Source organism: Amphritea atlantica, from assembly GCF_900111095.1.
GTDB classification, from domain to species: Bacteria; Pseudomonadota; Gammaproteobacteria; order Pseudomonadales; family Balneatricaceae; genus Amphritea; species Amphritea atlantica.
The window spans coordinates 17981-34107 of sequence record NZ_FOGB01000006.1 but is presented as its reverse complement, the minus strand read 5'-3'; the positions used below and the strand labels follow the sequence as shown (position 1 = coordinate 34107).

17 protein-coding genes are annotated in these 16127 nt (G+C 52.9%); 3 read left to right on the top strand and 14 right to left on the bottom strand.

Annotation, left to right across the window (positions count from 1 at the left end; genetic code table 11):
• Positions 1 to 388: 388 nt before the first annotated feature.
• The 3 genes from BMY09_RS11215 (at position 389) to BMY09_RS11205 (ending at position 3938) form a co-directional block, all read left to right on the top strand.
• Positions 389 to 2251 (top strand): thiamine pyrophosphate-dependent enzyme, encoded by a 1863-nt coding sequence (locus BMY09_RS11215; protein WP_091358020.1) that lies wholly within the window; start codon positions 389 to 391, stop codon positions 2249 to 2251.
• Positions 2248 to 2898 carry an indolepyruvate oxidoreductase subunit beta gene (locus BMY09_RS11210; protein ID WP_245756564.1) on the top strand — a complete coding sequence of 217 codons (651 nt, stop codon included), beginning with the start codon at positions 2248 to 2250 and terminating at the stop codon, positions 2896 to 2898. Before BMY09_RS11215 ends, BMY09_RS11210 begins: the two co-directional genes overlap by 4 nt.
• 128 nt (positions 2899 to 3026) lie before the next feature.
• Positions 3027 to 3938 carry a DMT family transporter gene (locus BMY09_RS11205; RefSeq protein ID WP_091358589.1) on the top strand — a complete coding sequence of 304 codons (912 nt, stop codon included), beginning with the start codon at positions 3027 to 3029 and terminating at the stop codon, positions 3936 to 3938.
• Between the two features lie 4 nt (positions 3939 to 3942).
• Here BMY09_RS11205 and BMY09_RS11200 read toward each other — a convergent pair whose 3' ends face one another.
• The 14 genes from BMY09_RS11200 to BMY09_RS22190 all read right to left on the bottom strand — a co-directional run bounded on the left by BMY09_RS11200 (position 3943) and on the right by BMY09_RS22190 (position 16113).
• A complete protein-coding gene (locus BMY09_RS11200) occupies positions 3943 to 5247 on the bottom strand; it encodes a DUF58 domain-containing protein (RefSeq protein WP_091358016.1) in 1305 nt (434 codons plus the stop codon).
• Entirely contained in the window at positions 5244 to 6227 is a 984-nt protein-coding gene (locus tag BMY09_RS11195) for an AAA family ATPase (RefSeq protein ID WP_091358013.1), read from the bottom strand. The genes BMY09_RS11200 and BMY09_RS11195 overlap by 4 nt, the downstream gene beginning before the upstream one ends.
• Entirely contained in the window at positions 6224 to 7444 is a 1221-nt protein-coding gene (locus BMY09_RS11190) for a DUF4350 domain-containing protein (RefSeq protein ID WP_091358010.1), read from the bottom strand. The genes BMY09_RS11195 and BMY09_RS11190 overlap by 4 nt, the downstream gene beginning before the upstream one ends.
• Positions 7431 to 8945, bottom strand: coding sequence for a hypothetical protein (locus BMY09_RS11185; protein WP_091358008.1), 1515 nt, complete (start codon positions 8943 to 8945; stop codon positions 7431 to 7433). The genes BMY09_RS11190 and BMY09_RS11185 overlap by 14 nt, the downstream gene beginning before the upstream one ends.
• Complete coding sequence (locus tag BMY09_RS11180; RefSeq protein ID WP_091358005.1) at positions 8932 to 9918, bottom strand: stage II sporulation protein M; 987 nt, start codon at positions 9916 to 9918, stop codon at positions 8932 to 8934. Before BMY09_RS11180 ends, BMY09_RS11185 begins: the two co-directional genes overlap by 14 nt.
• Entirely contained in the window at positions 9915 to 10619 is a 705-nt protein-coding gene (locus BMY09_RS11175) for an RDD family protein (RefSeq protein WP_245756563.1), read from the bottom strand. Before BMY09_RS11175 ends, BMY09_RS11180 begins: the two co-directional genes overlap by 4 nt.
• Before the next feature lie 15 nt (positions 10620 to 10634).
• Positions 10635 to 11945, bottom strand: coding sequence for a BPSS1780 family membrane protein (locus BMY09_RS11170; protein ID WP_091358000.1), 1311 nt, complete (start codon positions 11943 to 11945; stop codon positions 10635 to 10637).
• Between the two features lie 168 nt (positions 11946 to 12113).
• On the bottom strand, positions 12114 to 12404 hold the full coding sequence (locus BMY09_RS11165; RefSeq protein ID WP_245756573.1) for a hypothetical protein: 291 nt from the start codon (positions 12402 to 12404) through the stop codon (positions 12114 to 12116).
• 148 nt (positions 12405 to 12552) lie between these two features.
• Positions 12553 to 13143 (bottom strand): hypothetical protein, encoded by a 591-nt coding sequence (locus BMY09_RS11160; protein ID WP_175483517.1) that lies wholly within the window; start codon positions 13141 to 13143, stop codon positions 12553 to 12555.
• A 29-nt stretch (positions 13144 to 13172) separates the two neighbouring features.
• The gene (locus BMY09_RS11155) at positions 13173 to 13856 is read right to left on the bottom strand and encodes a class I SAM-dependent methyltransferase (protein ID WP_091357997.1); all 684 of its coding nucleotides are present in this window, start codon (positions 13854 to 13856) and stop codon (positions 13173 to 13175) included.
• 27 nt (positions 13857 to 13883) lie between these two features.
• Entirely contained in the window at positions 13884 to 14273 is a 390-nt protein-coding gene (locus BMY09_RS11150) for a GFA family protein (RefSeq protein ID WP_091357996.1), read from the bottom strand.
• 61 nt (positions 14274 to 14334) lie between these two features.
• Positions 14335 to 15153 carry a methyltransferase domain-containing protein gene (locus BMY09_RS11145; RefSeq protein WP_175483516.1) on the bottom strand — a complete coding sequence of 273 codons (819 nt, stop codon included), beginning with the start codon at positions 15151 to 15153 and terminating at the stop codon, positions 14335 to 14337.
• Between the two features lie 235 nt (positions 15154 to 15388).
• Entirely contained in the window at positions 15389 to 15871 is a 483-nt protein-coding gene (locus tag BMY09_RS11140) for a cupin domain-containing protein (protein ID WP_091357991.1), read from the bottom strand.
• Positions 15872 to 15972: 101 nt separating this feature from the next.
• Positions 15973 to 16113, bottom strand: a complete 141-nt coding sequence (locus BMY09_RS22190) for a hypothetical protein (RefSeq protein ID WP_175483515.1) — start codon at positions 16111 to 16113, stop codon at positions 15973 to 15975.
• Positions 16114 to 16127 lie beyond the last annotated feature (14 nt).

Genomic DNA, 16127 nt, shown 5'->3' with positions numbered 1-16127 from the left:
CGTTGCTCGTTGCTCGTTGCTCGTTGCTCGTTGCTCAGGATTATTGCCCTTCTCCAACCGAACACAACAACTTTCTTACAGAGTTCATCATTCAAATACAGACCTTCACGTAAAAAGAAGGCTTTTATCGAGCAACGAGCAAGTCACGCTCTTTGTGACGTTCGAGCTACGAGCGACGGCTTTTGAAGCTTTTTGTGACGTTTTGAGCCGTGCCTGCTATCCCCCATCCAGGCCATATACGACCATTTGACCACGGCTATTCGGCTATCCTTGACTCAGGTCAGCCTGCCATTGGCGGGGTTCGTTTTAAAATCACTCTTTTATGATTCACTTTTAAGCCTACATAACTAAAAAAAGCTATCAGGTCTAAAGCTGTAAGGAGCCTATATTGAACGCACCCCAACCCGTCCAGCAGGATCAGCGTCAGTTTATTTCCGGGAATGAAGCCGTGGCACAAGCCGCCAGAGATGCCGGTTGCAGTGTCGCCTCCGCTTATCCCGGCACACCATCCACTGAGATTCTGGAGTTTATTGCGGCCTATCCGGAGATTTATACCGAATGGTCAATCAATGAAAAGGTGTCTCTTGAGGTGGCTATCGGCGCATCTCTGGCGGGAAGCCGGGCCTTATGTGCCATGAAACATGTTGGGGTTAACGTCGCCTCCGATGCGCTGATGACGCAGACCCTGATCGGTGCGGTAGGCGGACTGGTGCTTGTGGTTGCGGACGATGTTGGTCTGTCATCCTCACAGAACGAACAGGATTCCCGCTACTGGGGTCGCTTTGCCCATCTCCCGGTGCTGGAACCGGCAGATGCACAGGAAGCTTACGAGATGACCCGCCTGGCCTTTGGTCTGTCAGAGCAGTATGACGTGCCGGTGATGGTGCGTCTGACCACCCGGATCTGCCATGTCAAAGGCGTGGTGGTGTGCAGTCAGCCTGACATCTATCAGCACAAAAACTTTACCAAAGATCCGGCCCGCTATGTCATGGTGCCGGGAAATGCGAAAAAACGAATTCCCCTGATGATGGAGCGTGATCAGCAACTCAGCCAGGTCAGCGAAGAACATCCTCTTAACCGCATTGAATCAGGTTCTGACACTGAAATCGGTTTTGTGACCTCCGGCGCCGCTTACTTTCATGTCAAAGAGACCTACCCTGACGCACCGGTCTTTAAACTGGGTCTGAGCCATCCCGCCCCAATCGAAGCGATTCGTGATTTCGCTGCCAGTGTTAACAGACTGGTCGTTGTAGAGGAGGTGGAACCTCTGCTTGAAACTGAACTACGGGCCGCAGGCATCAGCTTATATGGTAAGGATATCCTGCCCCGAATAGGTGAACTCTCACCGCAGGTGTTGACCCCTTGCATCGACAAACTGTTGGGGAAAAACAGTGACGAGAAGCTGATATCCACAGCTGAGCTTTTCCCCCGTCCTCCAACCCTCTGTGTTGCCTGCCCCCACCTGGGCATCTACTACTGCCTCTCCCATATCAAAAACACCATCATCGCCGGCGATATCGGCTGTTATACACTGGGGGCCGGGCACCCCTGGAATGCACTGGATACCACGATCAGTATGGGAGCCTCGCTCAGTGTTGCTCAGGGGATCGATAAGGGCCGCAGTGAGGCAGATCAGAATAAGAATGTTCTGGCCGTGATCGGCGATTCAACCTTTATGCACATGGGGATGCAGGGGCTACTGGACATCACCTATAACAAAGGCAACGTCACCGTCCTGTTACTGGACAACCGTGCCGTGGGCATGACCGGTGGTCAGAACGCCCCTTCGTCCGGTCTTAATATCCATGGTGAGGCTACCCTGCAGGTGGATTTCCGCAAGCTCTGCGAAGCCCTGGGCGTTAAACCGGAGCGTATTCACGAGGTTAATCCTTATGAACTGCCGACGCTGTTCAAAGCGCTGCGTGAAGAGGTCAAAATCAAAGAGCCATCAGTGATTATCACCAATCAACCCTGCGTCCTGACTGAACGTTACAGCAAACTTCCGCCGCTGAAAGTGGATGAAGATCGATGTACTGGCTGCAGCAACTGCCTGGATGTCGGCTGCCCCGCCATTCTGGTCAGCCGCAAAGAGACCGTCATCAAGCCCAATGGCAGAGAGAAGGAGCTTAGCTTCGTCAATATTGATACGGCGGCCTGTACCGGTTGCAACCTGTGCACAAACACCTGCGCTCCCGATGCGATTGTTCCGGCTTTCAATGTCGGGAATATCAATGCTGTGGAGGTAAAATGATGACTTCGCAGAAACCCTCACTCGAACTGAACAGCGATGCAGTCACTAATATTCTGGTCGTGGGGATCGGCGGACAGGGGGTAATGACCGCCGCCGATGTACTGTCCCAGGCGGCACTGGCGCTGGGTTATGATGTCAAAAAAACCGAGGTGGCCGGTATGGCACAACGGGGTGGTGTCGTCACCTCTCATGTACGCTTCGGAAAACAGGTGTTATCACCGGCCATCAGGCCGGGTGATGCGGATATGATGATCGCCTTTGAACCGGCCGAAGCATTGCGCTGGCACACGCACATGAAATCCGGCGCAGTGGTGATGGTCAATGACTATCCACTCATCCCTCCAGTTGTTTCAATCGGTCTGTATGACTACCCTGACAACCCTCTCGGCCAATTAGCAGACGGTTCAGTAGAACTACACCATTTCAATGCCGGAGAAGCAGCGATAGAGCTGGGCGACCGGCGACTGGTGAACTCCATAATGCTGGGTGCCATTGCCGACCACCTGCCGTTTTCGCCGGAAATCCTGGAACAGGCGCTACTAGCACGCTTTCAGCGCAAGGGAGAAGCGCTGACCGAGCTTAACCGCCGCGCCTTTACACTGGGACGGCAGGCGTTTAATCAGGTGGATAGCCTGGCTACTGCCTGACAGCCCGGCAGCTGAGATCAGTCCAGACAATTAACCCGGATAATCAGCTATTTACTCCCCCTGCCATTGCGTAAAAAGAGCAGCAATTTACAATAGCTGCTCTTTTTATGTTTTATGAGGTTCCATTGATGGAAACCCGCAACATCCGCGCCGACCTCACGCTGTTACTGGTCGCTGCTATCTGGGGCCTGGCCTTTGTCGCCCAGAGACTGGGAATGGATCACCTCGGACCCTTTGGGTTTAATGGCTGTCGCTTTCTGCTGGGCGCTGTTTCACTGCTGCCGCTGCTATTGATATTTAGGCCTAAAGCCGGTGCAACAGAACCCCGGGCAATGCTGCGGGGCGGTATCACGGCCGGTATGATTCTGTTTCTCGGAGCATCGTTGCAACAAGCGGGTTTACTCTGGACCACCGCAGGCAATGCCGGATTTATCACCGGACTCTACATCATTATCGTGCCGCTTCTGGGGTTGCTACTGGGCCATATCACCCGGCTGAATACCTGGCTGGGAGGTCTGCTGGCCGTTGTCGGGCTTTACTTCCTCACGATTGAAACAGATTCAGACGCCAGTTTCACAATCAACAGTGGTGATCTGCTGGTTTTGGGAAGCGCCCTCTTCTGGGCCGCCCATGTGGTAGTCATCGGCCGTCTGGCCAGCCAGCTGGACAATCTGCGACTGGCGATTATCCAGTTCTTTGTCTGTGCTCTGCTGAGTTTTATCGTTGCACTGGTTTTTGAGCAGGACAGCCTCACTCTGTCGAATATCACCCTGGCATGGCAACCAATCGCCTATGCCGGTCTGCTCTCGGTGGGGGTGGCTTATACACTGCAGGTGGTGGCACAACGCCACGCCCCCGCCTCCCATGCGGCGATCATCATGAGTCTGGAAGCGGTATTTGCCGCCATCGGAGGGTGGTGGTTACTGGAGGAAGCGTTCAGCAACCGGGCTCTGATCGGCTGCACGCTGATGTTGGCGGGAATGATTGTGTCACAGCTGAATCTGTTTCGAAGGAAACAACTGATCGCAACAAACGGATAATCCTCTATAACCGTCCCGAGGCCTTAACCGTCAGATATTGATTGACCAGCGCCACCGGGAGTTGTTTGGCCAGCAGGTCCATCGGCATCGCCCCCTGATGACGAAGTTTTTCGTGGTTCTGGGTGCGGCATTCCAGATACTCCTGTACGCCATGAAAACGCAGCGCGGCGTCAAAATCTGATACCCGGTTTGCCTGTGCAGTGTCGAGAATCTGTTCACGCAGATCAGCGACCACAACCAGATGGCGACGGGAGAGCAACCGCACGGCAGTTACCAGATCATCACTGTCTTCATCGCGGGTGTTGGTAACCAGCACTATCAGTGCCCGGCGCCGCTGCAGGGGCATCAGCTCCCGGGCCGCTTCAAGATAGTCCGCAGCTTCCAGTGTGGCTTCAATATCATAGGTGCTGGCAATCATCTGCCGTACCACAGTGCCTCCTTTAACCGGGGGAAACCAGCGTTTAACTCCGCCAAAGGTATGGAAGCCAACCGCATCACCCTGCTCCGCCGCTACATAGGCAAGCAGCAACATCGAGTTCAATGCCTGATCCAGATGACCACCATCCTCTTCCCGATGGCGCATACGCCGGCCACAATCCAGCAGGAACAGAATCTGCTGGTCGCGCTCATCCTGATATTCCCGGGAGATCAGTTTGTGATAACGGGAGGTTGCTTTCCAGTCAATCTGGCGTAACGAGTCACCGGTCCGGTACTCCCGCAACTGGTGAAAATCATTACCCTCACCCCGGCGTAGCTGATGTTTGATACCCAACTGACTCAGATGGTTGTCGGTGGCCAGCAGGGTGTACTGGCTCACGGCACGAAAGTTTGGATAGACTTTAATCCGGTCCACCAGCGTAACAAACTGTTTGCGCTGCCACAGCCCGAATGGTGAGACACTGACCAGATCGACACCATCAAACTGTCCATCTCCTCGCTGATCAGGTCTTATCTGATAGGTTGCTCTGGCGGTGCGCTCAGGCGGTAAGCTGAGTTGCAGCGGCAATCCTTCAACCGCATATTCACTGGGGTGATGATCATGCAGTGTCAGCCACTGCGGTCGCCCGGTGTGATTGGTCACCTGCAGCTTCACGTCACTCCAGACCCCCACCGGAATACTGCCGCGTAACTCCCGGCTGACTTCGGCCACCGTTTCACGTCGGTGCAACAGCAGGTCGAGCAGAAGCGCCCCCGCCACGGTTGCGGCTATCAGATCACGCAACCATTGCAGCCCGGGCCAGACAGCGGCCAGCAACGCCAGTAACAGAACCACAGTTACCAGCAATACTGAACGACGGGATGGAATCATACCCGGGGAGCCTGCACGTTGCTGAGAATATCTTTCAGTACATCGTCTGGCTGATAACCTTCAATCTCAAGGTCTGCACTGAGTTTAATCCGGTGGCGTAACACCGCCTGGGCTACCGCTTTAATATCATCGGGGGTGACAAACCGCCGACCAGACAACACCGCATTGGCCCGGCCTGCCCGTAGCAGTGCGATGCTCCCCCGGGGCCCACTACCGGTGTCAATTCCGCTCCAGTCACGGGTTGCCCTGACGATATTCACCGCATAGGTAACGATCTGCTCATCGACCTCCAGTTTTGAGGTATAGCGCTGCAAGCTGAGAATCTCTTCAGGCTTGAGCACCTCCTGAATCGATGACACGTCCAGTTTATCAGCCACAGATCCCGAGGTGATCTGTTGAACCATCTGCAACTCTTCATCGACACTGGGGTAATCGATATAGACCTTCAGCAGAAAGCGGTCCAGCTGCGCCTGTGGCAAGGGGTATGTACCCTCCTGTTCAATCGGGTTCTGGGTTGCCAGCGCCAGAAACGGCAGTTGCAGCTCGTACGTCTGCCCTTCGATGGTCACCTGCTGTTCCTGCATCACTTCCAGCAGTGCAGACTGAGTTTTCGCCGGCGCCCGGTTGATCTCATCCGCCAACAGAAAGTTACAGAACACCGGCCCTTTACGCACCCGGAAAGAGTCCGTTTTACGGTCAAACATAATATGGCCGCTGATATCGCTGGGCATCAGATCCGGGGTGAACTGCACCCGGTTAAACACACCGCCGACGGCTGCCGCCAGACTTCGAACCAACAGGGTTTTGCCCAATCCAGGCACCCCTTCTACCAACACATGCCCACCCGCCAGCAATGCAATCGTGGTATCCCGGATGACCTGACGCTGACCAATAACCGCTTTACCGATCTCCTGCTCCAGCTGCCCGAGTTTGCGCAGCACTTTGTCTGACAGCTGATCCTGTCCCTGAGATTCGTTCATCTTAGCTCCCGCTGTTTTAAGCCACTGGCCAGCTGCTGCAGCACCAGTGTTGCTTTAATAAAATCCTGATCTTTGGTTATCTCATGGTAGAGACTGCGCTCAACGGCGGTCGCTGCCATACCGGTTTTCTCACCAATCCACTCCGCCCTCTGGCTTTCGTCCATCGGATTAAGAGCCGGGTGACGTTTACGCCACGCCAACTCCAATGCTCGCCGATTGTTCTCAAACAGGGTATACCCCTTATCGATACGCCAGGCATAGTGCGCCGTCGCATCAATATGCTCCAGCAGGTTACGCCGCTGCAGATTCTGCAGTTTCAGACGCGGACCGGTAAACAGGAACAAACGCCAGCCCATCAGCAGTAGCAATACGACCAGTGCACAAACGATAAAAGGGATCTTCTGCCATAACAGTTGAGGCAGCGGCAGGGCGTCAATACTGTACTGCAACCAGACCTTACGACCGCCAGCCACCAGATGACTCAGCAGAAAAGCGTTATCATCTTTGTTAATCCGGTCGTTGGTAAACAGATCCAGATCACTCAGCACCATGACCCGTCCCTGACCATACTCAAATCTGAGATAGTTTGCTCCCTGTTCAGAACCGGCACGAAGAGAGGCCCACTGATCACCATCGACAAGAATCCGGTCGCGGAGAAAGCTGACAGTCACCGGTTCCGGTTCGCTGGCAAGGGACAGACTTACCGTGAGATAAGACGAGGAATCTGCTTCACTGGTATCTGATTTAACTGAATCTTCATTCTGATCAGAGGTGTCTGCCTGCTGATCGTCAGATGATTCAGGCGGAAGCATTCGTACGCCCAGGAATGCCAGAAACGGATCGTTGTCTTCATCCTCCTGATAAAAGTGCTCCGAAGTCAGAATCAGTATGCCACCCGCTTCAATCCAGTTATCCAGTACTTCAATCTGCTGATCGTTCATCTGTGGCGGCATGCGCCGGGCCAACAGCACATCCCCCGGAGGCGGTAACACAGTCGTCAGATCCCTGGCGCGAAAACTTTCTGCCTGATAGCCCAGCTGTTGCAAAAAACGCTCTGCCGCGAGAAAACGGTTACGCATCGCTTCAGGAGATATATCCACCCGTTGTTCCTCGGTAACCCGTTCGTGATTATTAAAAAACCACTGGGTATACCAGACAACACTGAGCAGCAGCAATCCCCCCAGCAGCCAGAGAAAAAACCGGTTAGCGTTCGACATGGCCATACACCTCCTGCCAACGCTGACAAAGCTCAACCACGGGGGCTTCCGCCGGAACCACATGTCCATAGGCCATACGCAACCAGTGGCTGGTCAGAGACTTGAAAAAATCCGCTTCACTGGCACTGCGGTGATCTATCACCAGCTGTTCACACTCGCCCTCGGTAGCACTGTCGGGAATCTCGATATGTTCCTGAGTCACCAGATAGACCAGTGCGCCCCGATAGAGCAGGCTCAACGCCTCCCTGAAGGCGCCTTCAGCAATCAGCTTCCGGGCTTCGCCAGCAGGATCGTCTGGCAATTGGTCAGGACGTAAATCCAGACCAAATAACTCCACCGGCCGGCTTCGGCCTTTACGAGCCGGGCGTCTCTGAAAATTTCTGAACCACTGACTATTTTTGGCAACCTGATAGATCAGAAATACCACCAGGGCAATACCGGCTATCCATACCAGGATTTTGCCAATACTGGCGCCACCTTGCATAACATCACCGACGCCATTAAACAGCTTTGCCAGCAGCTCGATAAACCAGTTATCTGAATCACTGTCCGGTTCCGGCTGACCGGTATATTTCCAGTAGTGGGTCTGCTCATAACGGCCAAAGGCTTCATCCTCCAGCACTTTTTCGATGAGCGGCTTCGCATCCCGGGCACTCACCTGCTGCGCCGCATCAACAGGTGTACTGATCAGCGGAACGGCCAGCGCCAGAACAGCCGCCAGCATAACCGCCGCAACAGTGCTGACGGAACGTCGGGAAGCGCCAGATTTAAAGCGTTCACTGGTCCGGCGGAAGTTGATCTCGATATCCCAGGCTTCCAGCTCACTGCGTCGATTGAGATAGAGGGTAAACCCGGCTGCCACATAGAAGGGGGCAATAACCGACATACAGAGCAGACCTCCGGCAAACTGTAACCAGTCCCCCACCCGCCCCGGTGCCATAAACAGATCACCGAAACTGGTCCAGCGAAGGTCTTCCGGAATCAGCATAAAAACCACGGTGATAAACGCCATCTCCAGCACCGTTTCCAGGTGGATGCCGATCACCGTCAGCCAGGCAGCCGCACTCTGATTTCGTCCCAGCACCCGCAAACGATCACGGCGTGCACTCCCCTTCAGTTGTTCCAGCAAGGCCACCGGCAGCGTAAAGGACCGGGAGGGATTAAAACGACGCAAGGTGAGATTAAGTAGTAACTGCGGCCGGACCACTGACCACCATTGTCGCAGCACCGTTTTCACCGGCAACTGCTCACCAAACACAGCCCGGCTTAACCAGAACATCAACGGTGGCTCGTACAGCGGTTTAAACCACCAGATAATCAACATCAGCCAGCCGAGCTCATCTGATAGAAAGAGGAACAGAAGCAACCCCAGCGGCACTGCTGTACTGAGCCAGAGCAACCAGAGCGGCTTAAACCAGCGCCGTGCCAGCGCAAAACCGAGATCTATCGCTTCCCAGGGAGTTCGTCGACGCAGAGATATTTCTAGCTTATCGAGCTCCATCCGCCCCCCTGCCCGCGAACATAAAATAGAGAATCATCATGATCCAGAGGATGATAGCCGCCACATATTTAACCGTGTTTGGCAGACTGCTGGCAGACCAGAACGCCTCAATAAAAGCGGCCCCCAGCAACATCAGTCCCGCCCCCATTACCAGCGGAACGGCTTTACCCGCCTGCAGTTTGATCGCATCCAGCCGACTGTAACGGCCCGGGCTGATCACCCCTCGCCCGATCATCAGGCCGGCTGCACCGCTGATCACAATGGCTGTCAGCTCCAGCGCCGAATGGCCACAAACAAAAGACCAGAATGTATCCGTGTAACCCAGCCCGGTCAGATAGCCGGCCACACCACCGATCACGATACCGTTATAAAACAGGGTGAAAACTGTTCCGACCCCAGCCAGAATACCCATCGCGAAAGTACGAAAACCGATACCGATATTGTTATAGATATAGAAACCGAACATCACAAAATCAGAGTCGGCGCTACGTTCAAGCGTGCGTCCGGGGCGGGCATTATCCGGGCGGTACATCTCCTCCATATTGCTGATTTCAGCATCACTCATCAGGCTATGGATGAAGGTATCATCGATCATACAGTAACCGCCCACCAGCAACGCTGGCAGGAGAAACAGTGCCAATGCAACCCAGACATAACCAATATTGAGTCGCAGGCTAGCGGGAAAATCACTGGCAATAAAGGTCAGCAGCCGCCACAGCCAGGCACCCCGGCGGGTATAAAGTTGCTGATGGCCACGCAACACCAGCCGGTGAAGAAAACCAACCAGTTGAGGGCTGTAGCGCCGCGCCCGGGATAACGCATAATGATTACACAACTGACGGTAGAGCTGTGGCAGATCAGCGGGCAACTCATCGGAGGAGCGACGCAGCCGAAAGGTTTCTAACTGATCTAACTGTTGATCCAGACGTTGCCACAGGGGCTGATAGCGCTGTTCAAACTGTTCCTGTTTCATCGACTCCCCCGGGTCAGCCACGCAGCATATCCAAGTATCTCTTTCACTGCAGCTGGCCCCCGTTTACCGGTGACAGGATAGAGAGAAGTTGCCAGCTCAATCTGACGCTCCTGACTCAACTGCGGACAACGCTCGGCAAACCGGATCAACTCGCGCTGCTCATCGACACTGAGATCAACGGGAGGTCGCAGGCTTTCTGCATTGGCTAATTTAATCCGTTCCAGATCGGCTTCCCGATAAACAACCAGAGTCCCTGCCGCCAGATCGCCAAGACGCTGAAAGTTATTGTTAATTAGCATTGATAACAAACCGGTAGCATACAGAAATGGCAGAAAATCTGCGGCCCTGAGCAGATTGCGAATTAGCGAAGAGGAGAACGTAACCGGCGTACCATTATCCTGAATCACCACCAGTCCCATCGATTTTTTGCCGGGTGAGGCGCCGTTATACAACTCAAAGACGACCGGATAAAACCATTCAATGAGGAAAAACATGATCAGCATTACGGAGGTGCCCACTCCCCCGAAGAAGGCAAAAACACCTGAAACCAACCCATAGAGTATCGCCCGAATCAGCATATCGATGCTCCAGGCACAGGCACGCACAACCGGCCCGGCCAGCCTTAATTCGAGCCGGATACCTTCGGGGGTTTCATGACGTCTGACGGTGTCCGTCAGGGTCATCGCTTCTCTGTCAGCCATCGAAAATACTACAACTTAGTTGTAGAAAATATCCCGATATGAGGTATACAAAGAGGCGATAGCCATCGGCATCACAATCAGCAAACCTAAAGCAAAAGGTATTGTGCCAACAATGAACAGGATCAAGGCGATCAAGCCATACAGCAGGAATGGCAGCACGTTTTTCAAACAGGCGCTAAAGCTTAGCTTCATCGCTTCAATGGCAGGGATATCATTCAAAGCAACTAAGGTTGGCGCAAACCAGTAAGCCATTATCAGGGGGATGAATAAAAGAAAGCCAACCAGCATCGGAAGAGCCAGAGCTGACATCATGCCAGGTCCCATCTGTTCTACTCCCCCCCCGATAAAGAAGGTCGCGCTGCCGATCAATACCCCAATAATAACTGAAACAACGATAATTCCGACCATATAGAGCAGCCCCACAAGCACTAACTGGCCAACATTATTTCTAAAACCACTGAACAGGTGCCCGATCTCAAAATCGCCCCCCTCTGCCTGCTCTCTGCAACCAAGCATAAAACCCGCAGTGATAATCGGATACACCAGTATCAGCAACATTCCCACAAAGGGTATGAAGCTCAAAACTGAAGAGATAATAACCCAGATTACCAGCGCCACTATCCAGGCAACGGGGTTCTGTTTAAAGTGACCAAACCCCTCGGCAAGCCAGCTCCAACCATGGGATGCAGGAACCGAAACAGGCCCGGTAAGATCCCCCTCTTCATACTCCTGACTGAGATCAGCCTCCGGTGCCTGATAGGGGTTAGAGGACGATGCCGCAGCACTATCGTCATATGATGTTGCAGAAGCACTGGCAGTGAAAGCGCCTGAAGATGAGTTTTCGGAAAGCGTAGATGAGTTATTATCTGAAGATTCTGGGGCTTTAACGGGAGCTGAGGTAAATGCCTGACCACTCTCCTGAATCGCCAGGTACTTGGAGACAACAATCTTACAGTCCGGGCAGCGGTCATCGGCAACCTCTTGAGAACCGCACTTAGGACATACTGACGACTCAGAAGCAGCAACCACATTGCTGACCCCAGGCTCATCATCTCCTTCAAGTTCAAAGGCCATTGCGGGCTTCACTGCCGGCTGAGGAGCAACCAGTTTAACGTCGAGGCCGATAGCGGTTAGCACGGCGACATATCGCTCTGCTTTGACCCTGTCCAAACCGCTTTTTATGGGGGTTTCTTTACCTGCCATCACCAGCCCACGGGCCTTGGCGTCACTACATTTGAACTTTTCTGCAAATGCGGTGATAACGGATTCAGGCTCAAAACCTTCAGTAATGGTGCCACTGAAAACGACTTTAAATTGATCTGACATTTGCAAATTTCCCTGTTGCGCCCTGTAAGAGTGGTTTTCATTCTAACGCCAACAGGATAATTCACAAGGCTTCAGATCAATAAATCAAAAACAGAAAAGCATCTGAAATTAGACAGTTACTCACTTTTAACGAATTAATAAGCCCCCACAATACTGAGGTAGGTTTTTTTACTCAGGCAGGTCAACAGAGATCTCTGCTCCGCCATAGTGATGCACACGATCGTGTGCCCTGATGTTTACCCTTACGATGCCTGCAGGAATCGTTACCGAACGCAGTGAACGGGTAAAAGGCTGCTCATTTACATGGGGGTGAAGCAGTGCCCGTGTAGCTAGAATATGACCTTCAATATCAACAACTTCCCACCTGTCAGCATAATGTTCCCAGCCGGTATCATCATGTTTAAGGGTTACACTGAAATCATACTGCTGGTTTCCACTCCGACTGACCGTCACACTCATCACATCGGCTTCCCCGGCAGTACTAAGTACGGGAAACAGAGCCACTGCAGCAACGAGAGCACAGCACTGGACGGTTAAATCATATAGTTTCATCATAAGCTGACTATAGCTTATCAAGCGATGAAATGATCAGCGAACTGACTGCAAGTCAGGCTAACACCGTCCTGCGACGAAACACCACAATTGTCAGCAGAACCGTACAGGCAAGGGTGATCGACAGGGGAAACAGCACCGTTGTCACTGAATAACTCTCCAGAGCCAGAATGGCGAAGCAGTTACGCAACGCCAGTGACAGGAAGAACAACTGACTCTCCTGATGGGGCGATTCATAGGCTTTGCGAATGGTCGGGCCAAAGCCGAACAGATCAACCACCGACAGCACCACAACCGTCCACAGAGGGTCCGAAGTTAAGTACCAGAACGGCAGCGATGCCAGTGCCGCAGCAAAGAATAGCCAGTCGGTTTTGGTGATGCTGATATCCGCGCGTTTAATAAATGCCAGCACCGCCACCGCGACAGTGAGCAGACCCGAAATACCGATTGGCCAGGCACCCATACCGCCATCAGCTTCAAGCTGGGCGAAAAAAACGATCACTGTCGTAATCCCCCAGATAAACCAGGAAAAAACATGCGGCCGGGTTGTGCCTTTGAGTATGGAGCGAACATAGGGAACAAACGCGACAAGCGCCAGCGCGATAGCTAAACCGCTGAATAGCAGTTTAAAACTCGTATCAATCATAGCGGTTCACCCTATATTCTGTCAGTTTTTCAGCTCTTACCCTCTGCCACCCTGCCAGCGATAATCAAAGAAGTAGCAGCCCCTGTCGCAGGATGACGGGGTTCCTTTATCAGTCGAACGCTTAGCCCATTCGCATCAAATAAGCTAAACCAGGTCTCCAGCGTCCTGAAATACCAGGGAGCTGGATCACAAAACTGATCACTGAAACCATCCCACGAACCTTCGCGCCAGCCATCATAGTAATGGCTGTCTGCCATGAGTCCCGGGTGAATAGTTTGCATAACAAACCAGCCGCCTGGGTTTATCAGCTCTGGCAAGACACTGAACAGTTTGCTGACCGGCTCATCCCCCAGCAGCGAGAAATTACACACCGCAAGATCAAATGTTTCACCTAACTGGCGCGCCGATAACGCCTCATACGCCAGTAAATGAAAGGTGCCTTTACACGAGGTTCTGGCATTCTCAACAAACCCCGGAATAACGTCAATGCCCGTTACCGACATCCCCCGAGCGGAAAGCTCACGGGCCAGCCAGCCTTCGCCGCAGCCAATATCAAGCACACTGTCAGCCTCAAATCCACAGATCACGTCTACTATCGCCTGATCAGTAACCAGTCTGCGACTTTCAATCTGTTTCTCCTGAACGGCCCGGATCCAGGGAGCGGTGTTTTTAGCCCATGAATCGAGTATTTTGGCATCGTTAAAATCAGCCATAAAGCGACATCACTCTGTTATCAGTGGTTACTCAGATTCAGCACATTCCGGCAGGTTATTGCTGATGCAATACCAGGAGGCTTTCTGTGATACCCATATATGCTTCTCCTCAGCCACTCCCGGATCATCATCCAGTGAGCCCAGGCGTAAAATGATATGCGCAGTATTATCCCGCTTAGCATAGATCTGAGTGCCACATTCCGAACAGAAAAAGCGGCGCTTACCCGGCGAGGACTCATAGGAGTTCAATAGCTCTTCACCGGTTAGATTGAACTCAGAGTCAGGAACGGCAGAGACACTGGAAAAAGCCGCACCATGAGCCTTACGGCAGGTCTGACAGTGGCAGTGAACAATATTGCCGGGCTGACCACTAATCTCATATTTCACTTTGCCACACAGACAACTTCCTCTGATCATCTGACCTCCTGTTACTTGCTAGTGCAGAAATCGATTGTTGTGATCCATCTGCAGTTTCATGTCACACCTTAACACCACTGGCAATCAGGGCCGGGGCGGCGAACTCAACCTGCCCTCCGGCCACGGTATACGCGCTTAAAACCGTTTCCGCTTCATTCAGAAGTAGCGCAATCTGCGCTTCCTGCAACTGCACCCCCATCACCGGCAACCAGCCCCGGAGATCCGCTTCAACCATCGTTTTAATATTGGGAAACCGGGCCCTGCCCTGATGCGTATCAACCGTCACAAAAGCCGCGCCGGCATCAGCAAGAAGCTCAGACAGCTGATCGGGATTGCCTAATACAAAAGGAGCCCGTAATGCGTCTGCAGCGGCCTGGCCAGCAAGCCGCTGCAGCATATCCACTGCATCGGGATAGGCTTGCGAGTTTATCAAAGCGTCCCAGACAGCCACAACAAGCCGCCCACCAGGAGCCAGCACACGCATCATCTCTTTTAACGCAGCCGGCCGATTCTGAAAGAACATCAAACCGAACTGGCTGACCACCGCGTCAAATGAGTTATCGGCAAACGGCAGTGACTCAGCGGCACCCTGCTGCCAGTCAATCGCAGGGGCCAGTTGGCGGGCGATAGCAAGCATCCCCGGGGACAGGTCAAGACCGCTGACGGAACCCGGCTCAGTCACCGTTGTAGCAACGGTTCTGGCTAAAATCCCGGTGCCACAGGCAACATCTAAAACCCGTTGACCCGGGCTGATCTGTGCGGTGGAAACAACAATGGGAGCGAACTGCCGAAACAGCGCAGGGACATGCAGCTCTTCATAGGCTTTGGCTGCCAGCAGCTCTTCATCGGACAGGCTTGCATCGGATAGAGGCTTATTCATACGACATCTCCTGAGCGCCATTCAGTTTGTCGCTGCTTTCATCCGGTTTACGGCAAAATATAATCCGTAAAAAAACTGAAAACCCGGTCCGGATTATGACAAAAAGCAGATGTATAGTAGCGCGGCGCACATTCAAACTATAGTTTATCTATCAACAGTTAATGGCCCCTGTTTGAAAACTGACTGAATATCAGAGGATGATTTAACCCGTTCCGATTGCACCACAAGCAAACACTTACACTTTTTTCCCCGCCACCGGTTCAGTAATATTTTCAATATCAACCAGATTCCAGGGCATCCCTGCATGTCGATAGATCCGTTTATTGAGTGCCGTATAATCCGCAACATCATGATCTGAACGCTGCCCCACTACGATGCATTTGAGCACGGTGCTGCCATTATTGAGCAGTTTATGGGCCTCTCCCCCGGCACGATAACCCAGAAAATCCCCGGCCCCTACCTGGACAATTTCATCGCCAATGGTTGCCTCCGCTTGCCCCTCAAGAATATAGACACACTCATCCTCATGGTAATGACGGTGCAGCTCGGTAGACTCATAGCCCGGCTGTATCTCTATCAGGTGAAAACCAAAACCGGTCAACCCGGTCAGATCACCCAGTGAGCGGTTTACCCGTTGAGCATTGCGGTTAAGAAAATGGGTTTTGTTAACGCCTTCATACTGCTCAATCTCAGCTTTGGTAATAATATACTTTTCCATTCAGATCCCCTCAAAATGACCAGCCGTTTCTCGCTTAATGAATCCAGAAGCAGAGCAGGCAAAAATGCTCACGAGTTAAAAATAGCATGCTCCCCGCTATATCATGAAAGACCGCTATGCACTTTCAGATAATCGATCAGAGCTGCGGCCCTGCGGGTCAGTAGCTGACGGCGATAGCAGATCGCATACAGATTTCGTCGCTCACCCTGCCAACCGGATAAAACCGGGGCCCGTTGCCCCATCCGGAGCAGCTCTT